General features: G+C 71.5%; 22 protein-coding genes. 8 read left to right on the plus strand and 14 right to left on the minus strand.

The window, feature by feature from the left end; genetic code table 11:
- Positions 1-89: 89 nt before the first annotated feature.
- Together ACIG5F_RS33085 and ACIG5F_RS33090 are read right to left on the minus strand one after the other, a co-directional pair.
- Complete coding sequence (locus tag ACIG5F_RS33085) at positions 90-1,307, minus strand: class I SAM-dependent RNA methyltransferase (RefSeq protein WP_396523852.1); 1,218 nt, start codon at positions 1,305-1,307, stop codon at positions 90-92.
- Positions 1,304-3,319 carry an APC family permease gene (locus ACIG5F_RS33090; protein ID WP_396523853.1) on the minus strand — a complete coding sequence of 672 codons (2,016 nt, stop codon included), beginning with the start codon at positions 3,317-3,319 and terminating at the stop codon, positions 1,304-1,306. Before ACIG5F_RS33090 ends, ACIG5F_RS33085 begins: the two co-directional genes overlap by 4 nt.
- A gap of 152 nt (positions 3,320-3,471) precedes the next feature.
- Here ACIG5F_RS33090 and ACIG5F_RS33095 point away from each other — a divergent pair, with 152 nt between their 5' ends.
- Together ACIG5F_RS33095 and ACIG5F_RS33100 are read left to right on the plus strand one after the other, a co-directional pair.
- Positions 3,472-4,137, plus strand: a complete 666-nt coding sequence (locus ACIG5F_RS33095) for a potassium channel family protein (protein ID WP_396523854.1) — start codon at positions 3,472-3,474, stop codon at positions 4,135-4,137.
- Entirely contained in the window at positions 4,137-4,799 is a 663-nt protein-coding gene (locus tag ACIG5F_RS33100) for a potassium channel family protein (protein WP_396523855.1), read from the plus strand. Before ACIG5F_RS33095 ends, ACIG5F_RS33100 begins: the two co-directional genes overlap by 1 nt.
- Before the next feature lie 72 nt (positions 4,800-4,871).
- On the opposite strand, the gene ACIG5F_RS33105 is transcribed toward ACIG5F_RS33100, so the two are convergent.
- The gene (locus ACIG5F_RS33105; protein ID WP_396523856.1) at positions 4,872-5,579 is read right to left on the minus strand and encodes a DUF3159 domain-containing protein; all 708 of its coding nucleotides are present in this window, start codon (positions 5,577-5,579) and stop codon (positions 4,872-4,874) included.
- Positions 5,576-5,950, minus strand: a complete 375-nt coding sequence (locus tag ACIG5F_RS33110; RefSeq protein WP_396523857.1) for an OB-fold nucleic acid binding domain-containing protein — start codon at positions 5,948-5,950, stop codon at positions 5,576-5,578. Before ACIG5F_RS33110 ends, ACIG5F_RS33105 begins: the two co-directional genes overlap by 4 nt.
- A gap of 109 nt (positions 5,951-6,059) precedes the next feature.
- On the opposite strand from ACIG5F_RS33110, the gene ACIG5F_RS33115 reads away from it, so the two are divergent.
- On the plus strand, positions 6,060-6,782 hold the full coding sequence (locus ACIG5F_RS33115) for an alpha/beta hydrolase (protein WP_396523858.1): 723 nt from the start codon (positions 6,060-6,062) through the stop codon (positions 6,780-6,782).
- Here the strand turns inward: ACIG5F_RS33115 and ACIG5F_RS33120 are convergent.
- From ACIG5F_RS33120 to dut, 4 genes are read right to left on the minus strand one after another with little or no spacing between them, the layout of a single operon-like run.
- Complete coding sequence (locus tag ACIG5F_RS33120) at positions 6,751-7,515, minus strand: ImmA/IrrE family metallo-endopeptidase (protein ID WP_396523859.1); 765 nt, start codon at positions 7,513-7,515, stop codon at positions 6,751-6,753. The genes ACIG5F_RS33115 and ACIG5F_RS33120 overlap by 32 nt on opposite strands.
- A gap of 49 nt (positions 7,516-7,564) precedes the next feature.
- Positions 7,565-8,407 (minus strand): aminoglycoside phosphotransferase family protein, encoded by an 843-nt coding sequence (locus tag ACIG5F_RS33125; protein ID WP_396523860.1) that lies wholly within the window; start codon positions 8,405-8,407, stop codon positions 7,565-7,567.
- A gap of 4 nt (positions 8,408-8,411) precedes the next feature.
- A complete protein-coding gene (locus tag ACIG5F_RS33130; RefSeq protein WP_396523861.1) occupies positions 8,412-9,056 on the minus strand; it encodes a DUF3710 domain-containing protein in 645 nt (214 codons plus the stop codon).
- A 6-nt stretch (positions 9,057-9,062) separates the two neighbouring features.
- Positions 9,063-9,530 (minus strand): dUTP diphosphatase, encoded by a 468-nt coding sequence (gene dut, locus ACIG5F_RS33135; protein WP_396523862.1) that lies wholly within the window; start codon positions 9,528-9,530, stop codon positions 9,063-9,065.
- 24 nt (positions 9,531-9,554) lie between these two features.
- Between dut and ACIG5F_RS33140 the strand changes: the two genes are divergently transcribed.
- Entirely contained in the window at positions 9,555-10,025 is a 471-nt protein-coding gene (locus tag ACIG5F_RS33140; protein WP_396523863.1) for a DUF3093 domain-containing protein, read from the plus strand.
- Positions 10,026-10,094: 69 nt separating this feature from the next.
- Here ACIG5F_RS33140 and ACIG5F_RS33145 read toward each other — a convergent pair whose 3' ends face one another.
- Positions 10,095-10,394, minus strand: a complete 300-nt coding sequence (locus ACIG5F_RS33145; protein ID WP_116173883.1) for a DUF4193 domain-containing protein — start codon at positions 10,392-10,394, stop codon at positions 10,095-10,097.
- Positions 10,395-10,905: 511 nt separating this feature from the next.
- On the opposite strand from ACIG5F_RS33145, the gene cei reads away from it, so the two are divergent.
- A complete protein-coding gene (gene cei, locus ACIG5F_RS33150; protein WP_396523864.1) occupies positions 10,906-11,616 on the plus strand; it encodes an envelope integrity protein Cei in 711 nt (236 codons plus the stop codon).
- 177 nt (positions 11,617-11,793) lie between these two features.
- On the opposite strand, the gene ACIG5F_RS33155 is transcribed toward cei, so the two are convergent.
- Positions 11,794-12,603, minus strand: a complete 810-nt coding sequence (locus ACIG5F_RS33155; protein WP_396523865.1) for an inositol monophosphatase family protein — start codon at positions 12,601-12,603, stop codon at positions 11,794-11,796.
- Positions 12,604-12,709: 106 nt separating this feature from the next.
- Here ACIG5F_RS33155 and ppgK point away from each other — a divergent pair, with 106 nt between their 5' ends.
- The 3 genes from ppgK (at position 12,710) to ACIG5F_RS33170 (ending at position 15,845) form a co-directional block, all read left to right on the plus strand.
- Entirely contained in the window at positions 12,710-13,471 is a 762-nt protein-coding gene (gene ppgK, locus ACIG5F_RS33160) for a polyphosphate--glucose phosphotransferase (protein WP_396523866.1), read from the plus strand.
- 165 nt (positions 13,472-13,636) lie between these two features.
- Complete coding sequence (locus tag ACIG5F_RS33165; RefSeq protein ID WP_396523877.1) at positions 13,637-15,031, plus strand: RNA polymerase sigma factor; 1,395 nt, start codon at positions 13,637-13,639, stop codon at positions 15,029-15,031.
- Between the two features lie 634 nt (positions 15,032-15,665).
- The gene (locus tag ACIG5F_RS33170; RefSeq protein ID WP_396523867.1) at positions 15,666-15,845 is read left to right on the plus strand and encodes a hypothetical protein; all 180 of its coding nucleotides are present in this window, start codon (positions 15,666-15,668) and stop codon (positions 15,843-15,845) included.
- 193 nt (positions 15,846-16,038) lie between these two features.
- Here ACIG5F_RS33170 and ACIG5F_RS33175 read toward each other — a convergent pair whose 3' ends face one another.
- The 4 genes from ACIG5F_RS33175 to ACIG5F_RS33190 all read right to left on the minus strand — a co-directional run bounded on the left by ACIG5F_RS33175 (position 16,039) and on the right by ACIG5F_RS33190 (position 20,738).
- Entirely contained in the window at positions 16,039-17,208 is a 1,170-nt protein-coding gene (locus ACIG5F_RS33175; RefSeq protein WP_396523868.1) for an ROK family protein, read from the minus strand.
- Between the two features lie 30 nt (positions 17,209-17,238).
- A complete protein-coding gene (locus tag ACIG5F_RS33180; RefSeq protein WP_396523869.1) occupies positions 17,239-18,690 on the minus strand; it encodes a sugar ABC transporter permease in 1,452 nt (483 codons plus the stop codon).
- A 20-nt stretch (positions 18,691-18,710) separates the two neighbouring features.
- Entirely contained in the window at positions 18,711-19,484 is a 774-nt protein-coding gene (locus ACIG5F_RS33185) for an ATP-binding cassette domain-containing protein (RefSeq protein ID WP_396523870.1), read from the minus strand.
- A gap of 135 nt (positions 19,485-19,619) precedes the next feature.
- Positions 19,620-20,738, minus strand: a complete 1,119-nt coding sequence (locus ACIG5F_RS33190) for a sugar ABC transporter substrate-binding protein (protein ID WP_396523871.1) — start codon at positions 20,736-20,738, stop codon at positions 19,620-19,622.
- Positions 20,739-21,722: the final 984 nt, after the last annotated feature.

Raw genomic sequence — 21,722 nt, forward strand, 5'->3', positions numbered from 1 at the left:
CCGCCATCGTGGCACCGGACCCTGACAGTGCCGGGCGTCAATGCTGGCGGCAGGCCAGGAATTGCCGGTACGAGCGCGGCGGCAGCGGCTCAGAGGGGGCCGAGCCGCGACGCCGAAGGCGGCGCCACAAGCGCAGCGATGCACTCCACGTGGTGGGTCATCGGGAACGCGTCGAAGGCCCGCAGGCGCTCCAGCCGGTAGCCGTGCTCGGCGAAGCCGGCGACGTCGCGGGCCAGCGCGGCCGGGTCGCACGCCACGTAGATCACCCGGTCGGGGGCGCAGGCGGCGATGGCGTCGACGACGGCCTTGCCCGCGCCCTTGCGGGGCGGGTCCAGCACCACGACGTCCGGGCGGCCGGACAGGTTCGCCTCCTCCACCAGGCCGGCCTTGAAGCGCACCTGCGGCAGGTCGACGAGGTTGCGCCGGCCGTCGGCGACGGCTCCACGGGAGGACTCGACGACCAGCACCGAGCCGTCCGGCCCGACCTGCTCGGCCAGCACGGCGGCGAACAGGCCGGCCCCGCCGTAGAGGTCCCAGGCCGTGCCGCCGACCGGCGCCTGGGCCCACTCGCCGACGATCTCGGCGTACAGGTCGGCGGCCTCGGGGTGCACCTGCCAGAAGCCGTGCGCGTCGACGTGCCACTCTCGGCCACCAGCCCGCTCCACCGCGACGCCGTCGCCGGCGACCACGCGCGGCCGTCCCCGCTGCGGACGCTCCACGATGTGTGTCTGCCCCAGCGAGTCGGCGGCCAGATCCAGCTCCGCGCCCCGGGTCCAGTGCCCACGGGCCACGTCGTCGATGAGGTCCGGGTCGGAGATGGTGCACCGGCGCACCGGCACGACCTTGTGGCTGCGGTGCGCCCGGAAGCCGGCCCGTCCCTTGCCGTCGACCACCATGCGCAGCCGGGTCCGCCACTCGCCCAGGCCGCCGGGCAGCGCCTCGACCTCGACGTCCAGCTCCAGGCCGGCCAGCCGGCGCAGCTGCTCGGCCACCACGGTCGCCTTCAGCGCCCGCTGCGCGTCGGCGGAGGCGTGCTGCCAGTCGCAGCCGCCGCAGCCGCCGGGATGGGCCAGCGCACACGGCGGCTCCACCCGATCCGGTGACGGCTGAAGCACCTCGACGGCGTCGGCGCGGCAGAAGGAGCCGCCCTTGTCCTCGGTCACCTCGACGACGACCCGCTCCCCCGGCAGCGCGTGCCGGACGAACACCACGCGGCCCTCGGCCCGCGCGACGCAGTGCCCGCCGTGCGCGACCGGGCCGACCTCGACCTCCAGGCGGCGGCCGGTCCAGGACTGTGTCCGCGTCACGTGCGCGTCTTCCGCTTCTCGACGGGCGTGTCCAGGCCACGGCGGATCTGGCCGGGCGTGACCACGCTGTTCTCGTCCGGCCGGCCCTTGGCCGAGGCCAGCTGCCACGGCACGCTGGTCACCATCACGCCCGGCTGGAACAGCAGGCGGCCCTTGAGCCGCAGCGCGCTCTGGTTGTGCAGCAGCTGCTCCCACCAGTGGCCGACCACGTACTCGGGCAGGAACACCGTCACCACGTCGCGCGGGTTGTCGGTGCGGACCCGCTTCACGTAGTCCAGGACCGGCTTGGTGATCTCCCGGTAGGGCGACTCGATCACCTTCAGCGTGGTCTTGAACGCCTGCCGCTCCCACTCGGCGACCAGGTCGCGGGTGTCGGCGTCGTCCACGTTGACGGTGACCGCCTCCAGGATGTCGGGCCGGGTGGCCTTGGCGTAGGACAGCGCCCGCAGCGTGGGCAGGTGCAGCTTGGACACCAGCACGATGGCGTGGTTGCGGGAGGGCATGACCGCGTTGTCCCGCTCCTGCTCGGCCATCCGCAGCTCGGCGGCCACCGTGTCGTAGTGCTTGCGGATGGCGGTCATCAGGGCGAAGATCGCCGCCATCGCGGCGATGGCGATCCACGCGCCGTTGGTGAACTTGGTGATCAGCACCACGATCAGCACGGCCCCGGTGCAGACCAGGCCGATGGTGTTGATCGTCTGCGAGCGCCGCATCCGGGCCCGCACGCTCCTGTCCTCCTCGGTGGCCAGCAGCCGGTTCCAGTGCCGGATCATGCCGGCCTGGCTGCACGTGAACGACACGAACACGCCCACGATGTAGAGCTGGATGAGCTTGGTCACCTCGGCGTCGAAGGCGACGATCAGCACCACCGCGAAGGCGGCCAGGAAGATGATGCCGTTGCTGAAGGCCAGCCGGTCGCCGCGGGTGTGCAGCTGGCGGGGCAGGTAGCGGTCCTGGGCCAGGATCGAGCCGAGCACCGGGAAGCCGTTGAACGCGGTGTTGGCCGCCAGCACCAGGATGATGCCGGTGACGAAGGAGATGTAGTAGAAGGCCGGCGGGAAGTTGCTGAACACCGCGGCCGCGATCTGGGCCAGGATCGTCTTCTGCTGGTAGCCGGCCGGCGCGCCGCCCAGCTGGGTGGCCGGGTCGTCGGCGAAGTTGACGTGGGTGAGCACGGCCAGGCTGATGATGCCGATCAGCATCACCACCGCGATCAGGCCCATCATCAGCAGCGTGGTCGCGGCGTTGCGGGACTTCGGCTTGCGGAAGGCCGGCACGCCGTTGCTGATCGCCTCCACGCCGGTCAGCGCGGCGCAGCCGGAGGAGAAGGCCCGCAGGATAAGGAACGCGAACGCGATGCCGGTCCACGACTGGGTGGCGTGCAGGGTGAAGCCGGCGCTCTCGGCCCGCAGGTCGGCCCCGGCCAGGGCCCGCACGAAGCCCCAGATCATCATGCCGATGATGCCGATCATGAATCCGTAGGTCGGGATGGCGAAGGCGGTGCCCGACTCGCGCAGGCCGCGCAGGTTCATCGCGGTCAGCAGGCCGACCACGAGCAGGCAGAACAGCACCTTGTGCTCGCCGACGAACGGCAGCGCCGAGCCGATGTTGGCGATGCCCGACGCGGTGGACACCGCCACCGTCAGGATGTAGTCGACCAGCAGGGCGCTGGCCACGGTCAGCCCGAAGTAGCGGCCGAGGTTGGTGGTCGCCACCTCGTAGTCGCCGCCGCCGCTGGGGTAGGCGTGCACGTTCTGCCGGTACGAGGCGACGACGACCAGCATGACCAGCGCCACCACGACACCGATCCACGGCGCGAAGCCGTAGGCCGACAGGCCCGCCACGCTGAGTGTAAGGAAGATCTCCTCCGGGGCGTACGCCACCGAGGACAGCGCGTCGGAGGCGAACACCGGCAGAGCGATCCGCTTGGGCAGCAGCGTGTGCGCCAGTCGGTCACTGCGGAAGGGTCGGCCGAGGACGAGCCGTTTGGCCGCGGTCGCAAGCTTGGACACAACGAGAGAGCGTAGGCGAGGTCGTCACCGCTTCGGAGCAGTCGTCGGTAGGTTGGGGAACAAACCGGTCCATTGGTGCATTGGGGGGTTGCGGGGATCCCACGTCCGCGCCGCCAGGTACCGTGCAGCCGCATCGCGGAGGAGGACTATTCGTGCACGTGGTGGTCATGGGCTGCGGCCGGGTGGGGGCATCGCTGGCCAAGTCGCTGGAGCGGCTCGGCAACCAGGTCGCCGTCATCGACAAGAACGGCCAGGCGTTCCGGCGGCTGGGCAGCGACTTCCACGGCCAGCAGGTCGTGGGCAACGGCTTCGACCGGCAGGTGCTGATCGCCGCCGGCATCGAGCGGGCCGGCGCGCTGGCCGCCGTCTCCAGCGGGGACAACTCCAACATCATCGCGGCCCGGGTGGCCCGCGAGACCTTCGGCGTCCAGCACGTCGTGGCGCGGATCTACGACCCCAAGCGGGCCGCCGTCTACGAGCGCCTGGGCATCCCGACCGTGGCCACCGTGCCGTGGGCCACCGACCGGTTCCTGCGCATGCTGGTGCCCGAGGGCCAGGCCGCGGCCTGGCGGGACCCGTCCGGCACGGTCGCCATCCTGCCCCTGCCGGTGCACGAGGGCTGGGTCGGCCGCAAGGTCGCCGAGCTCCAGGAGACCGTCAACTGCCGGGTGGCGTTCATCATGCGCTTCGGCACCGGCGTGCTGCCCGAGCCCAGCACCGTCGTGCAGGCCGACGACGAGATCTACGTCGCCGCCCTGTCCGGCACCATCACCGAAATCACCGCGGCGGCGGGCCAGGCACCCGAGGAGAGCCACTGATGCGAGTCGCGATCGCGGGCGCCGGGGCCGTCGGCCGGTCCATCGCCCAGGAGCTGCTCGGCAGCAACCACCAGGTGATGCTCATCGAACGGGACGCGGCGCACTTCGAGCCCAGCACCGTCGAGCAGGCCGAGTGGGTGCAGGCCGACGCGTGTGAGCTGTCCTCGCTGGAGGACGCCGGGCTGCAACTGTGCGACGTGGTCATCGCCGCCACCGGCGACGACAAGGTCAACCTGGTGGTGTCGCTGCTGGCCAAGACCGAGTTCGCGGTGCGCCGGGTGGTGGCCCGGGTCAACGACCCGGCCAACGAGTGGCTGTTCACCGAGGCGTGGGGCGTGGACGTGGCCGTGTCCACGCCGCGCATGCTGGCCGCCATGGTCGAGGAGGCCGTCAACATCGGCGACCTGGTGCGGCTGATGACGCTGCGGCAGGGCCAGGCCAACCTGGTGGAGATCACCCTGCCGCACGACACCAACCTGGCCGGGCAGGCCGTGGGCCAGCTCAACCTGCCCCGGGACGCGGCGCTGGTGACCATCCTGCGCGGCGGACGGGTCATCGTGCCCCAGGCCGACGACCCGTTCGAGCAGGGCGACGAGCTGCTGTTCGTGGCCGCCGCCGACGTCGAGCACGAGATCAGGACCGCGCTCGGCCTGAGCAGCTGAGGCTCCCCTAATGTCATGAAGGGCCCCTTACTGACGTTCAACGTCAGTAAGGGGCCCTTCATGACAAAAAAACTAGGCCGGTTCCTGGGCGGGCTTGGGCTCCTCGGCCGGCTCGGGCTGGCGCTGCTCGGCGGCCAGCTGGGCCAGGCGCTTGTCGGCCTTGCGCACCGCCCAGACGGTGACGCCGATGGCGATGGCGGTCAGCGGATAGCCCATGGCGATGCGGGCCACGCCCAGCAGGCCCACGTCGTTCTGGTCGTACAGCCACTGCTGGACCACGAACTTGGACCCGAACACCAGGATCCAGACCAGGGTCGCCACGTCGTAGTAGAGGCGGGCGGCGCGGTCGGCGCGCCACTTGAAGCCCGAGTTGTTCAGCGTCGACCAGATCACGCCGGCCAGCGGCCAGCGCACCAGCGCCGAGATCAGGAACGCCGCGCAGTAGGCCAGGCTGCTCCAGATGCCGAAGGCGAAGAAGCCCTTGGCCGAGCCGGTGCGGATGGTGATGAAGGCGCACACGGCGATGCCCAGCAGGCCGGAGATGGCCGGTTGCAGCGGCTCGCGGCGGATCAGCCGCAGCAGCGCGATGGCCACCGCCACGCCGACCGCCGCCCACAGCGCGGCCTGCCAGTCGAACAGGTAGTTGGCCAGCACGAAGACGACGACCGGCACCGAGGAGTAGATCAGGCCGCTGACGCCGCCCATCTGCTCCAGCAGGGTCGGCATCGGCTTGTCCGGCTCGTCCTGCTCATCGGCCCTGGGGGCCGGCTGTTCGCTCATGAAGTCTGCAACTCGTAGTAGGGGTTGTAGAGCACCTTGCGGCCGTCCCGGACCGCGAGCCGACCCCGGGCCTTGAGGGTGCGCCCCGGCTCGATGCCCGCGATGCGGCGCCGTCCGAGCCAGACTAGCGTCACACCCTCGGTGCCGTCGTAGAGCTCGGCCTCCAGGGTCGCCGCCGCGTCGCGCGGGCACAGCTCGACGCTGCGCAGCCGGCCGAGCACGGTGACCTCCTCGCCGGACCGGCAGTCGCACGCCCGCTGCGCCCCGACGGCGTCGACCTCGCGCGACAGGTCGTCGGCGTCCAACTCGGTGACGTCGCTGGTCAGTCGGCGTACGAGACGGTTCCAGTAGCCGCCCCTTGAGCTCGCCATTTCTCCGCGCTCCTATGCGCCTTGTGGCCCCCACGCCGGGCCGTTCACCAGCCAGGGTAACCGTGCGGGGGCTCCGCCAACCGCGTCCGAACCGGCAAGATCTGCCGTTGTGACCGACACGGCCGTCCTATTGCCCGGAACCGGATCGGATGACGTTTTCATCCGATCGGTCTTCACCGTCCCGCTGACCGCCGCCGGGGTGACGCTCGTCGCTCCGGAACCGGTTCCAGGGCCGGATCTGGGCCACCGGCACCGGCTTTCCCTGGACGCCGCCTTCGACGCCCACGGGCCCGTGCTCGCCGGCGGCATCTCCTTCGGGGCCCACCTGGCCGCCGAGTGGGCTTGCGCACACCCCTCCCGCTGCGCCGGCCTGCTGCTGGCCCTGCCGGCCTGGCACGGCTCCCCCGTCGACTGCCCGGCCTCCGTCGCCGCCCGCCACTCCGCGTCCCTCGTCCAGCGGGACGGCCTCGACGCCACCCTCGCCTCGGCCGCCGCCGACGTCCCCACCTGGCTGGCCGACGAGCTCTCCCGGGCCTGGCGCCGCCACGGCTCCGGGCTCGTCGACTCCCTGCTCGCCGCCGCCGACCGCCCCGCCCCCACCCTCGGCCAGCTCGCCGCCCTCGACATCCCCGTCGGCATCGCCGCCGTCCGCGACGACCCCCTGCACCCGGCTTCCGTCGCCGCCCAGTGGGCCGCCGCCATCCCCGGCGCCGAGCTCCGCTCCCTGTCCTTCGCCGACTTCGGCGCGGACCGCTCCGCCCTGGGCCGCGCCGCCGTCGAGGCCTGGCAGGCGTCGGCGGCTAACGCGAAGGCAGGTCCGCCGAGCCGGTGAGCGCCCCGTGCAGCAGGTCGAGCGCCTGCTCACCGGTGATCAGCGAACTCCCGTACGCGGCGAGCACGGCGCGCTTCCAGGCCGCGCCGGTCGCCCCGACCGGCAGATCCTCGACCGGTGCGGCGCCGAGTTGGGCGAGGAAGTCGCCGAGGACCGGGGTCGCGGCGGCCAGCGACCGCTGCTCACCCTCGTCCACCAACCCCAGGTCGACGGCCCGCCGCACCACCAGGTCCCAGGAGACGCGACAGGCGCCGGCCACTCGGACCAGGGCCGGCCGGCGCAGCCGTGGGTCGGCGGGCCATTCCTGCCGCAACGCCGGCGCGGGCACCAGGAAGGCCCGGGCGAACGCGTCGATGCCGTGAGCCTCGCCGAAGAGGTGGCGGCCGAGTTGACGGGCGGCCCGCGCCCGGCGACCTCCCGAATCGGTCCGGCCGCCGATGACGGCCGCGCCGACGCCGTCGAGCGCCGTCCAGGAACCCTCGGCGTCACTGTCGACGACCAGCAGGTAGAGCCCGAACCGCGCGCAGACGTCGGCGAGCGCCGGCAGCGGGCCGTCGACGCCGAGCCGCGCCCGCGCGTCGCGGGCCAGCGCCTCGGCCTCGGCCGCACCGGTCGGTGGCGGCTCGTCCATCCGTATCTCGGGAGCGCCGATCAGCCGGTGCTCGACCAGCAGGCGGACCGACGACGCGTGGTCGGTCAGGTCGGGATCGAGCGGCCGGGCCGGCTGTGCCATGAGGTGATCCTCTTGCATCCGAGGCGATGAGGACCAGGCCTGTGCCCGTTCAGGCAAGGCTCTCGGCCAGCTTCCGGAGCATGGGGGTGCTGCCGTCCTGCGCGTCCCGGCGGACCTGGGACATCAGCAGCAGGACGGCCAGGGCCCGGCACCACTCGAAGGCCCGGTGCTCGTCGAGGACGCCGAGGGCGGCGACGCGGGCGTGTAGGGCGGCGACGGTGGAGACGTCGAGGAAGGCCCAGTCGACGACGTCGAGGTCGGGGTCGCCGAGGCAGGGACGGGGGTCGATGGCCACGAAGCGGGAGCCGGAGGCCAGGACGTTGGCGGGGTGGAGGTCGCCGTGCACGAGGCGGACGACGGAGCCGGTGTCGGCGAGGCGGCGGGCGGCGGCGTGGGAGGCGGTGACCAGCGCCGGGGGCAGGCCGGGGTTGCGGCGAAGGGCCAGGTCGTACATGAAGTCGACGCGCTGGGCGACGGTGAGGAAGCCGGCGGTGGGCGCGGGCACGGAGCGGAGCTCGGCCAGCAGGCCGGCGGCGGGCCGCCAGTCGGCGAGCGGGGTCCCGGGCTCCAGGGCCTCGATGAGCAGGGCGTTGTCCGCGGCCTCGGAGTCGAGCACGGAGACGACGGCCGGACAGTCGGCCCAGGCCTGGAGGGCGGCGAGCTCGGTGGCGAAGACCTCGTGGTCGGGAGTGACCTTGAGATAGGCGAAGGAGCCGTCGGCCCGGCGGCACCGGAAGGTGCACGAGGTGCTGCCGGTGCTCATCCGAGCCACGACCGACAGCCCCCACCGCGCGGACAGCCGCCCGACCAGCGCGGGCACCCCGTCGAGCCACGACTGGACGTCCGGGCCGAAGCGCTGGCGGAGGCGCTCGGCCGTCTGGTCGGACAGCAAGGGATCAGCCCTGCTGCTGGGCCTGGATGTGCTGGGCGATGGCCGGCGGCAGCTCGACCGGCAGCGGCGTGCGCACGGGCTGGGGAGCGACACCACGGACGACGACGGTGCCCCGGACGACGTTGCGCAGCAGCTCGGAGGCCATCACGTTGTGCTCACCGGGCCCGGCCACGACGCCCCGCAGCATCCACCGCGGACCGTCGACGCCGATGAAGCGCAGCACGACGTTGTTGGCGGTGGCGGCCAGCTCGGTGCCCCACTCGCCGGCCTCCTTGATCACCCGGGCCCCGTCGCCCCGCAGCTGGGTGACCAGCTCCTCGGAGATCTCGGGCCACAGGCCGCCGGTCCGCGGCGCGGCGTACGCGCTGACGGTGATCTGGCCGATGGGCGTCACCAGGTGCACGGCGCGAACCGGACCCGACGGGTCGACCTCGACCTGAAGCTGCGCCCCCTCCGGCACCGGCACCCGCACGGAGCCCAGGTCCAGCCGGGACAGGCCGTCGGCCGGCTCGTCGGCCTCGTCGAACGGGCCGCTGGTCGACGGCTCGTCGGCGGCCGGCTGCTCGGCGTCGTCGTAGTTCGGTACCCCCAGGCGGCCGGAGTCCTTGCTGACGTGGTGCCGCCCGCGCTTGCCGCGCTTGCCGAACATTCTCGGTTACTCCTTAGTGCCTGCGAGCACCGCGTGCCCGCCGGTGGATCCGTAGCCGCCGACGCCGCGCTCCGACTCGGGCAGCTCGTCGACCTCCGTGAAGACCACGTGCTCGACGCGCTGCACGACCAGCTGCGCGATCCGGTCGCCCCGGCGCAGCTCGATCGGCTCACGGAGATCGTGGTTGATCAGGCACACCCGGATCTCGCCGCGATAGCCCGCGTCGATGGTGCCGGGGGTGTTCACCACGCTCAGGCCCACCCGGGCGGCCAGCCCGGAGCGGGGGTGCACGAATCCGGCGAAGCCCACCGGCAGCGCGATGGCCACCCCGGTGCCGACGACGGCGCGCTCACCGGGCTCGATGACCACGTCGGCGGTCGTCACCAGATCCACGCCGGCGTCGCCGGCGGTGGCGTAGGACGGCACGGGAACGCCGGGGTCGGTTCGGGAGAGGAGGACCTGCACGCTGGACACGGCGCGTGACACTACCCTGGACCCGTGACCGAGAGCGTGAGTGCGGTGGCAAAGGCGAAGCCGGTGTTCGCGGAGCGGCTCTACGTGCCGTGGTGGGGCTGGCCGCTGCCGGTCGTCGCGGCCGTGCTGATGGCCGCCGAGGTGCACATGGGCTACCCCGGCGTGCGGGCGTGGCTGCCCTACCTCATCACGATCCCGCTGGTGGTGGGCGTGATGCTGTGGCTGGGCCGGGCCACCGTGAAGGTCGTCGACGACGAGCTGTGGGTGGGCGACGCCCACGTGCCGCTGCGCTTCGTCGACGAGGTCGAGGTGATTTCGGCCAAGGCCAAGCGCAAGGCGCTCGGCCCGGACCTGGACCCCGCCGCCTTCGTGGCGCACCGCGGCTGGGTCGGGCCGGTCCTCCGGGTCTACCTCAACGACCCGGCGGATCCGACCCCGTACTGGCTGTTCAGCGTCCGCAACGCGGACAAGCTGGCCGCCATCTTGCACAACTGACCCCCAGAACGCCTGAGCTTCGCGCCGACGGCGCCGGGCGCCTCCCGCGCGCCGTCCGGTCGCGGGTGCTCAGGCGCAGTCCCGGCAGATCAACTGCCCGTTGTGCTCCTCGGCCAGTCGACTCCGGTGGTGCACCAGGAAACAGCTGGAACAGGTGAACTCGTCAGCCTGCTTCGGCAGCACCTTGACGGTAAGTTCCTCGTTCGACAGGTCGGCGCCTGGCAGCTCGAAGTTCTCATCCGGTGCATCCACATCGACGTCGACCACGCCGGACTGCGTCTCGTTGCGCCGCGCCTTCAACTCCTCGAGGGAGTCCTCGGCCAGGTCGTCGTCCTGGCTCCGGCGCGGAGCGTCGTAGTCGGTCGCCATACTTCTTTCACCCCTGCGTGCAGTCACGTTCAGACTGTGTTCGTGCCGCTGGTCAACGTTCCAGGGCCCCAATTTGTGCCCACCGTCGGAAGTGACGGTGGTCTCGCTCCGCGCCGGCTGCCACCCAGTGATCGTTCATCGATTTCAGCCGCACCCGCAGTGGCCGGAGCGGAGGGATGATAGCCCACTGCGCAAGGGTTCACGCACACACTCACCCATCCGTGGCCCTACCAGGCGGGATTGACCCGTTCTGCGGGGTAATTCGGCCGGGAACCCCCTTGCCCGAGACGCCGCGGCGTGATGCGATCGCCGCTGAGCTGTGCCTACGGTCCGCGCATGATCGGTCGCGGGGCGCGACCGGGCGCGGCGGCGGGACACGGACCGGACACGGACGGCGGAGTCGGCCGACGCCGGTCGGCCGTTACGCCTAGGCTGATCACGGGCGACGGTCCGAAAACAGGGGTGTGCACGACGACGCGTCGCGTCGGTCGTGGTCGAGGAGGGCGGGGACGTGACTGCGCCAGTCGGGGTCAGAGGGAAGGCGAAGCCGCTGTACCGCAAGCGGCGGCCGTGGCCTGCCCTCGTCCTGTTCGTGCTGCTGGTGGTCGTCGCGGGCTTCGTCTGGGTGAAGGTCATCAACACCGACGACGACGTGGACGCGGCCGTGCGCTGCAACGCCCCCGGGCCGCTGCCGGCCGGGGCGACGCCGCCGGCCACGCCCGCGCCCAAGCTCGGCGCCGTGCTGTCCCACGACGCCCTGGACAAGACCGCACCCGCCCCGGCCGCCCAGGTCCAGGTGCGGGTCTACAACGGCGGCGAGACGCGCAACCAGGCGGCGATCGTGAACTCCGCGGTGCTCCAGGCCGGCTTCGCCAGCGCCGGCGATCCCGCGCCCGACCCGGTGTACCCGGCCAGCGACCTCAACTGCCGGGGCCAGATCCGCTTCGGCCCCAACGGCGCCTCCGGGGCCCGCACGCTGAGCATCCTGGAGCCGTGCGCCGAGCTGGTCCGCGACGAGCGCCAGGACGCCACCGTGGACCTGGTCGTGGGCAAGAAGTACGACGAGTTCCGGGTCAACGCCAGCGCCAAGCAGGTGCTCCAGGAACTGGCCCAGTGGGCCCAGAAGCAGCCGCAGGCCCAGGGCGGGCAGCTGTCCCAGCCCACCGGGCAGGCTCCGATCGACGCGGACCTCATCAACGCCGCCCGCAGCGTGCACTGTTGATTTGGCGCCGCCTCCGGCGTCGCGGCTCGGCCCCTTTGGGGCCGATGCCTCGCCCTTGCTGAATTTCGATCGGCCGCGTCAGCAGGGTGGTGGGTGCGTCGGGTGGCGGCCGATCGAAATCCAGCAACCGTGCGAAGCATCGGCGGGGCCTCGCGTCTTGCGTGGATGAGACGCGGCTCACACCTTGCCGAAACCGCTTTCCACGAGGGCGGCTCGGATCTGCTCGGCGACCCCGGGGGCGGCGGCGAACGTCGCCTCCGGGCCGAGGCCGTCGTCCACCGCGTCGCCGGGGAACCGGACGACCGCGCCCGCCTCCTCGGCGATGAGGCCGCCGGCGGCCCAGTCCCAGCGGTGCAGGCCGTGCTCCAGGTAGGCGTCCTCCCAGCCGGCGGCGACGGCGCACAGGTCCAGCGAGGCGGCCCCGCAGCGGCGGATGTCCCGCACCTTGCCCAGCATCCGGCCGATCGCCTCGGCCTGCCGCAGCCGCCGGGCGTGGTCGTAGGAGAAGCCGGTCCCCAGCAGCGACAGCTCCAGCCGGGTGGTGGCGGCGGCGCGCAGCGGCCGGCCGTCCAGGAACGCCCCGCCGCCCCGGGTCGCCGTCCAGACCCGGCCGGAGACCGGCTCGATCACCGCGCCGGCCACCGAGACCCCGTCCAACTGGGCGGCGATCGACACGGCGTACCAAGGGTGGCCGTAGAGGTAGTTGACCGTGCCGTCGATCGGATCGACCACCCACACCAGGCCGTCCAGCGAGGAGGCGCCGCCCTCCTCCTCGCCCAGCACGGGCTCCCCGGGGCGCAGTTGGGCCAATCGGTCCCGCACCAACTGTTCGGACGCGCGGTCTGCGGCGGTCACCACGTCGGTTTCGCTGGACTTGGTGTCCACCTGGGTGACAGCGTGATCGCGGGCGTCGCGGACCAGCTCGGCGGCCTCGGCCCCGACGGTGACGGCGATCCTGACGAGTTCCTCGGATTCAGCGGCTAGCACGCCGCCAACCGAACCACACACGTTAGGGTCTGCGCACACTCCCGAAGACCCGCGCTCTGGGTCGAGGACTGACAGCGGACTGAATCGAGTAGGAAGGGTCCGGCGGATGGGCACAACCCGCGGGTTCGGGATCGACATCGGTGGATCCGGCATCAAGGGCGGACTGGTCGACCTGGAGACCGGCGAGCTGGACGGCGAGCGGCTGCGCATCGTCACGCCACAGCCGTCCACCCCCGACGCGGTGGCCGACGTGGTCGCCGAGATCGTCGAGAAGTTCGGGTGGACCGGCCCCGTCGGGGTCACGCTGCCCTGCGTGGTCAAGCGCGGCGTCGCGCTGACCGCCGCGAACGTGGACAAGGGCTGGGTCGACACCGACGCGGCGGCCCTGTTCGCGCAGCGGCTGGGGCGGACCAAGGAGCAGGTGGTCGTGCTCAACGACGCCGACGCCGCCGGCCTGGCCGAGGTCCGCTACGGCGCCGGCCGGGACCAGTCCGGCGTGGTGGTGCTGCTGACCTTCGGCACCGGCATCGGCAGCGCCGTGTTCCTGGACGGCCGGCTGCTGCCCAACACCGAGTTCGGCCACCTGGAGGTGGACGGGCACGACGCGGAGAAGCGGGCCGCGGCGTCGGTGAAGGAGGACAAGGACCTCTCCTGGGAGGAGTGGACCCAGCGGGTCAGCCGCTACCTGCGCACGCTGGAGGACCTGATCTGGCCGGATCTGGTGATCGCCGGCGGCGGCGTCAGCAAGAAGGCCGACAAGTGGCTGCCGCTGCTCAAGGTCCGCACCAAGGTGGTCCCGGCCGCCCTGAAGAACGAGGCCGGCATCGTCGGCGCGGCCGCCGCGGCCACCCACGGGATCGGCCACTAGAGGTACCCCGAAAAAACTGACCGAATCGTGTTCCGGCGATCTACCTGCGGGAACACGGAAAAAGGGCCCGTCGAAGGCCGTGTGGCGGCAACGCGGCACGGCCTTCGTCGTTACAATGGAACAGTGCCCGCGGTCAGCAACCGCAGGGCGCTCCCCCGAAACCCCCTGGCGGCCGAGGTTCGCGCCCTTCGGTCTGCCGTGAAGGACCGTCGCGAAAGGGCGTACGTGGCAGCCGCAGAAACCGCAACCCGACGCTCCGCCTCCCCCGCGGGCGCCGCTGCGAAGGCAAGCAAGCCGGTCGACGCCGAGGAGGCCGCGAAGGCCACCCCGGCGCGTGGTGCGGCCGCCAAGACCGGCGCCGCGAAGACAGCGGCCAAGAAGCCGGCCGGCCCCCGGGCCGCGGCGGCCAAGAAGACCGCGGCCGGCAAGGCCGCGCCGGCCAAGGCCAAGAAGGACGGCGACGAGGAGCCGGATCTCGAGGGCGAGGCCGAGGTCGACCAGGCCGAGCTGGAGGCCGAGCTCGTCGACGACGTGGTGGAGGAGCCCGACGAGGAGGAGAGCAAGAACAGCTCCGACTTCGTCTGGGACGAGGAGGAGTCCGAGGCGCTGCGGCAGGCCCGCAAGGACGCCGAGCTCACCGCCTCCGCCGACTCCGTCCGCGCCTACCTCAAGCAGATCGGCAAGGTCGCCCTGCTCAACGCCGAGGAGGAGGTGGAGCTGGCCAAGCGGATCGAGGCCGGGCTCTACGCCGCCGAGCGCGTGCGCAAGGCCGAGGACGAGACCGAGAAGCTGCCCCCGCAGATGCGGCGGGACCTGCGCTGGATCGTGCGGGACGGCGAGCGGGCCAAGAACCACCTGCTGGAGGCCAACCTCCGCTTGGTGGTCTCGCTGGCCAAGCGCTACACCGGCCGCGGCATGGCGTTCCTGGACCTGATCCAGGAGGGCAACCTGGGCCTGATCCGCGCGGTCGAGAAGTTCGACTACACCAAGGGCTACAAGTTCTCCACGTATGCCACCTGGTGGATCCGGCAGGCGATCACCCGGGCCATGGCCGACCAGGCCCGCACCATCCGCATCCCGGTGCACATGGTGGAAGTGATCAACAAGCTCGGTCGCATCCAGCGCGAGCTGCTCCAGGACCTCGGCCGCGAGCCGACGCCGGAGGAGCTGGCCAAGGAGATGGACATCACCCCGGAGAAGGTGCTGGAGATCCAGCAGTACGCCCGGGAGCCCATCTCGCTGGACCAGACCATCGGCGACGAGGGCGACAGCCAGCTCGGCGACTTCATCGAGGACTCCGAGGCCGTGGTGGCCGTGGACGCGGTGTCGTTCACGCTGCTTCAGGACCAGCTCCAGTCGGTGCTGGCGACGCTGTCCGAGCGGGAGGCGGGCGTGGTGCGGCTGCGCTTCGGCCTCACCGACGGCCAGCCCCGGACCCTGGACGAGATCGGGCAGGTCTACGGCGTGACCCGGGAGCGGATCCGCCAGATCGAGTCGAAGACGATGTCCAAGCTGCGTCACCCGTCGCGGTCCCAGGTGCTGCGGGACTACCTGGACTGACCGGACTTTTCGGACACTCGGCGCCCCGTTCGACCTTTCCGGTCGGGCGGGGCGCCGTCGCGTTTCCGGTCGAAGATCGAACTGAAGGTGGGGCGTTCACCTCGCCGACGGTCGTTCGTGGCCCCCAGTTGGCCCGTGGGACGCCGTCGCGTCGCCACGAGGGGGCGAAACCCGGCGCGTGGGCCCCGAGGGCTCACGGGGGCCGAAACCGGGGTCCGGGGAGCTGTTCGCCAGAAGCGAATCTTACGCTCTGTAGTGTGACTCATCCCACAACTAGGGTGGCGATACGAACCCGGTCGTGGTTCGCTGACGTAGCTTGAGTACCTGAGTTCGTTGCGGTGAGTCATGTTGGACCCGATCCGACGACAAAACGTAACCTGCTCGGGACCTGTCGAGGGCTTCGGCACCGGACCATCGACAGAGTGGGATGTCACGGAGTGTGGCTTGCTGCATCCGGGTACACCTCACGTGACGGGAGTCGCCACGACGGTCGGGAACACCGGCGAGGCGCCGAACGTCTGCAACAGTGATGGCAGCGAGCACCAGGAGACCGACGGGCGGCGACCCGGAGGCCGGTGGTCGCAGCTGTAGTAGGCACCGGAAGCATCTGGTGCCGGGACGGAGGGAGATTTCCATGACGACCTTGCTCACCCGCCCCGAGCTGACCGCTGTCGACCGCTGCGACCGGTGCGGCGCAGCCGCTCAGGTACGCGCCATTCTCCCGTCCGGAGGCGAGCTCCTCTTCTGCGGGCACCACGCCCGCGAGCACAGCGCCAAGCTGCGTGAGCTCGCGGCCGAGATCCAGCAGGGCTGAGAGCCCGGGACAGACGAAAGTCCACCATTTCCACAGGCGACCAAGAGGCGGGGGGCCCCCACGCCCCCCCCCCCCCCCCCCCCCCCCCCCCCCCCCCCCCCCCCCCCCCCCCCCCCCCGGCCGCGACCAACGCTTGGAAGGGGGCTTTCCTCCACTCGGAGTGGAGGAAAGCCCCCTTCCAAGCACAAAGGGGCTAGCCGGAGAGGGCTTGTTGGAAGGCCAGCTCGGCGGCGCCGATGATCTTGGCTTCCTTGCCCAGCGGGGAGGCCACGATCTGGATGCCGCCGACGGCCCGGCTGACCAGGCTGCGCTCCCGCACGGTTTCGGCGGCCTCGTCGACCACGGCGTCGGGCAGGGCGGCCAGCAGGTCGCCCAGCACCACGAGCTGGGGGCCGAGCAGGTTGACGATGTTGATCAGGCCGATGCCCAGCCAGTCGGTGAACTCCCGCAGTCGGCGCAGCGCCTCCTGGGGCTCGCCGGCCAGGGCCCGCAGCTCGCCGACGACGGCCTCGCGGGGTGAGCCCTCGGGCATGCCCAGGGCCCGGCACAGGGCGTCCTCGCCGACCTCGGTCTCCCAGCAGCCCTGGCAGCCGCAGTAGCAGGGCCGGCCGCCGGGCCGCACGACCATGTGCCCGAGTTCGCCGACGTAGCCGCCGCTGCCGCGCAGGGCGGCCCGCTCGGAGATGACCCCGCCGCCGACCCCGACGTCCACGGACACGAAGACCATGTCGGCGGCCTCGGTGGCCACGCCCCGGGTGTGCTCAGCCAGCGCCCCGAGCTCGGCGTCGTTGCCGACCAGCACCGGCCGGTGCAGGGCGGCGGACAGCCGCTCCCCCACCGGCACGCCGGCCCAGTGCAGGTTGGGGGCCTCGTGCACGTAGCCGTCCCGCCGGACGACGCCGGGCACGGACACCCCGACCCCGACCGGCTCGGACCCGATCCGCTCGGCCAGCCGCCGGCCGGCGGTGCCGATCTTGGCCAGCAGGTCGTCGGGCGAGCCGGCGCCCCGGGGCAGGGTCCAGCCCCGGGTGCCGAGCACCTCGCCGCCGAAGCCGACGGCGGCCACCGTGGTCTGCTCGACGCCGACGTCGACGGCCAGCACCCACAGCGACCGCGGCTGCGGCAGCACCAGCAGCGACGGCCGGCCGGCGCCGGTGCGCTTGGCCGAGACCTGCTCGACCACGACGCCGGCGTCGGCCAGGCCGTCGACCAGGGCCTTGATCGTGCTCCGGTTGAGCCCGAGCTCGGCGGCCAGTTCCGCCCTGGTGCACGGCCCGCCGACGTGCAGGCGGCGCAGCAGGGCGGTCCGGTTGTGCCTGCGGACCTCGTCGGGACGTGTACCCGCGGTTGGCGGACCGCTCACCGCACACCCCCTCGTGCCCTGATGGAACGGCTAGTGACCGGTCGCCTTGGCCCGCCGGCGCGAGACCGCGTCGACGGTGGCGGCCAGCAGCAGGACCGCGCCGGTGACGATGCTGACCACCGCGGCGGGCGCGCCGACCAGGCCCAGGCCGTTGCTGACGATCTGGATCACGAAGCCACCGATGATGGCGTTGGACAGCCGGCCCTTGCCGCCGAACAGCGAGGTGCCGCCGATGACCGCGGCGCCGACGGCGAACAGCAGCACGTTGCCGCCACCGGCGTTCGGGTCGACCGAGCCGACCTTGGAGGAGTAGACGATGGCGCCGACCGCGGCCACCGTGGAGCAGATCACGAACACGCTCATCCGGATCTTGGGCACGTTGATGCCGGCGCGGCGGGCCGCCTCGGCGCTGCCGCCGACGGCGTAGATGTGCCGGCCGTACTTGGTGCGGTCCAGCACGAACGTGCCGATCACCAGCAGCACCAGCACGATCGGCACCACGTAGGGCACGCCCTCGATGGTGATGCGGTCCGGGTTGGGCGAGCGGTTGAGCGTGAGCAGGTAGGTGGCCACCGCGCCGAGCGCGACGACCGCGCCGACCTTGAGCATGATCAGCGAGTTCGGCTGGGCGACCAGGCCGCGGCGGACCCGGCTGGTGTGCCGCAGCAGCACCACGGCCGCGTAGCCGCCGGCGAAGATCACGAACAGGATCCAGCTGCCCAGGATGTTCAGGTTGTTGTTGGCCACGCCGAACAGCACCGGGTCGTTGCTGATGGACAGCGTGCCGCCGTCGCCGATCAGCTTCAGGATCACGCCGCCCCAGGCCAGGAACAGGGCCAGGGTCACGACGAAGGACGGGATGCCGATCTTGGAGACCATCACGCCGGTGAGGCAGCCAATGACCGTGCCGACGCAGACGGCCAGCAGCATCTCCAGCCACGGGTTGGCCGGCACGCCCAGCAGGAGCAGCAGCACCGCGACCGCGGACAGCGCGGCCCCGAGCCAGATCCGCTGCCACACCGCGACCGCGATGGCCAGCAGGCCGCCGGCGATGAAGGCGTAGAAGACGGGGTCGCCCATGCCGGACTGGAGGTTGCCGGCCTTGGTCAGGTGCAGCGCCATCACGGCGGCGGCCACGCCGGAGGCGGTGCCGGCGGACAGGTCGATCTCGCCCAGCAGCAGCACGAAGACCAGGCCCATCGCGATGATGATGGTGCCGGCCGACTGCGCGATCAGGTTGGCGATGTTGTTCAGGCTGAGGAAGGTGTCCGACAGCAGGGCGAACAGGATGAGCAGCACGATCAGTCCGGCCAGCGCCGGCAGCGAGCCGAGCTCGCCGCCGCGGACGCGGTCGACGTAGTCGCGCAGGGCCTGGCCGGTGGAGCGGCGGGTGGTGTCGATGCCGAAGTCGGCGACGGCCTGCTCCTGCGTGGACGGCTTCTTCTGGTCCGACGGCGGGGCGGCGGCGGGGGTGTCAGTCATTGGAGGAGATCCCTTGCGATTCAGACCGTGGCGACTTCGGGCTTGGCCAGGCCGATGTCGCCGGACCGGCCGGCGGTGATCAGCTCGACGACCTGCGTGTTGGTCAGGCTCTTGGTCGGCAGCTGGGCGACCATGCGGCCGAGGTAGAGCGTGGCGATGTTGTCCGCGACCTCGAACACGTCGTTCATGTTGTGGCTGATGAGCACCACCCCCAGGCCCTGGTCGGCCAGCCGGCGCACCAGGTCGAGGACCTGGCGGGTCTGGGCCACGCCCAGCGCGGCCGTCGGCTCGTCCAGCAGCACGACCTTGCTGTCCCACAGCACGGCCTTGGCGATGGCCACGGTCTGCCGCTGGCCGCCGGACAGCGACGCCACCAGCGTGCGCACCGACTTGACCGTGCGGACCGAGAGCGAGGCCAGCGTCTCGCGGGCGGCCTGCTCCATGTCGGACTCGTCGAGCAGGCCGTACTTGCCGCGCTCGCGGCCCAGGAACATGTTCTGGACGATGTCGAGGTTGTCGCACAGCGCGAGGTCCTGGTAGACGACCTCGATGCCCTTGGCGGCGGCCTCACGCGGGCCGTTGATGTGCACCGGCTCGCCGTTGAACAGCACCTCGCCGGAGTCGATGCCGTGGATGCCGGCGATGCACTTGACCACCGTGGACTTGCCGGCGCCGTTGTCGCCGACGAGCGCGGTCACCTCGCCGGGCCGGATCACGAGGTCCACGTCGTGCAGCACGTGGACGGGCCCGAAGCTCTTGTTGATCCCACGCAGTTCGAGGATCGGCTCGGTCATGGGGGTGTTCTCCAGACTTCTCACTCGCCCGCCCCGGTGGCGGCGGGGTGCTGGGCATGGGAAGCCGCCGCGGCCGACCCGGGTCGGGGGTCCGGGCCGGTCGCGGCGGCGGCCTAGGCTGTGGCCGTCAGCGGGTCAGCTGATGCCGTTCGCGGTGCAGAGCGCGGCCACGTCGCCGGTGCAGACGTCGTCCTTCTTGACGGCGCCGGCCGAGATGACGTCCTTGACCTTGTCCTTGGTGATCGACTGCGGCGTGAGCAGCAGCGACTTGACCACGCGCTGGGTCTTGGGGTCGGTGACCGTCTGGGTGGCGACCTTGTCGGCGTCGGCCTTGCTGTTCTTCAGCAGGGCGGTGGCCAGCTGGGCGGCCGCCTTGGCCTCCTGGTCGATCGGCTTGAAGACCGTCATGTACTGGTCGCCGCGCAGCACGGCCTTGAGGCCGTCGGCGGTGGCGTCCTGGCCGGTGACCGGGACCGTGCCGTTGAGCTTGTTCTTCTGCAGCACGGTGATGACCGCGCCGGCCAGGCCGTCGTTGGCCGCGAGCACGCCGTCGACCTTGCCGCCGTTGGCGGTCAGGAAGTTCTCGAAGACCGAGCCACCGGTCTGGTTGTCCCACTTGTCGATGTACTGGCTCTTGACCAGGTTGAGGGTCTTGTTGTCGTACAGCGGCTTGAGGACTTCCTCCTGGCCCTGGTGGAACAGGATGGCGTTGTTGTCGGTCGCCGCGCCCTCGATCTCGATGACCTGCGCGCCCGGCTTGCTCTTGAGGGCGTCCGCGAGGGCCTGGCCCTGGAGCTTGCCGACCTGCACGTTGTCGAACGAGACGTAGTAGTCGGCGCTGCCGCCGGCGTTGAGGCGGTCGTAGTCGATGACCGGGATGCCCGCGGCGGCCGCCTTCTTCTCGACCGCGGCGCCGGTGTCACCGGTGGTGGAGGCCAGGATGAGCACCTTGACGCCCTGGCTGATCATCTGGTCGGCCAGGGAGGAGACCTTCTGGTCGTCGCCCTGCGCGTTCTGGATGATCGGGTCGAAGCCCTCGGCCTTGAGTGCCGCCTCCAGCAGCGGGTGGTCGAAACCCTCCCAGCGGGCGGACGTGGTGGTCTCCGGCAGGATCACGCCGACCTTCGCGCCGTTGCTGGCCGCGCTGCTGCCCGACGTCGGGCTGCTGCCGCTGCTGCTGTTGGCGCCACACCCGGTGACCGCCAGCGCGAGCCCGGTGCTCGCGGCGAGCACGGCGAGAGTTCTGCTCCGCATCCGGCTGTTCCCTTCATCGTGGCGCGGGTCACTCCAGGAGCCCGCGAAAATGTTGTGGCGCAGAACATATGCCCCCGAGCCACGGGCCGAAAGGGAGGTGAAGCGGTTAAGTTCAGTTCTGGCGACACGATGCGGCAACGACGCGGTAACCGGAAGGCCGCCGCTACACCGAAAGGCCGCCTGTCAACTACGCATTGTGACTAAATCAGGGTGAACTGCCGGGGATGGCTTGCACGGTTGGCCGCCGGGCCTGCGGCAAAAGGATCACCCGTCCGATTACGGACAGGTATGAGAGCGCTACCAACCGCCCTGCCCCCATCCGGTCGTGCGGTCTAGACCACACGCCTGGGTGACGGTCGACCCGAGGCCCGGTGACGGGGCCGTGTCGGGGCCGAGGATAGCGACCCGGCCCTCGCGGTTCGGCGGGCGGTCATGCGTGGGTTCGGCGGGGTCGGGGGTGCGGGGGCGGTGGGGGTCGGGGTGGGTGGTGGGGTCGGGGTGGGTGGTGGGTGGTGGCTCGGGTGCCCGCCCCGCGCGGTTGCCGACAGCCGGGTAGTTCCTGCCGCATCGAGTAGGGGCGGTGATGACGGGCGGGGCAGCGGGGGCGATGGGAGGGGTTACCGCTGGCCGCGCTGATCTGGCGGCGCTGATTCTGTGGCGGTTTTGGGGCGTCGATGTGGGGCGGGAGCCGGGGGCGGTGATCCGGTCCTGGCCGTGATGGGCGGTGGGGTAGGCGGTCAGGACCGGGGTGGTGGGGAATGCGGGGATGCCGATTTGCGGTGTCGCCGATTTGCGGTGTCGACGGAGGGGCCGGCTGGCGCGTGGCCGTTGCGTGCGGGGACGGGGGATTCGGGGATGTTGAAGGTGGTGGAGTTGGAGGGTTTTAGTGTGGTGACTCCGGGTGGATTTTGTGTGGAGACCTCTGGGCGATGGCGTATCAAGGCGCTATCGGGCAGGCTCCGCCTGCCTCGATACGCAAGAAGC

The sequence above is a fragment of the Kutzneria sp. NPDC052558 genome, assembly GCF_044547355.1.
GTDB lineage: Bacteria > Actinomycetota > Actinomycetes > Mycobacteriales > Pseudonocardiaceae > Kutzneria.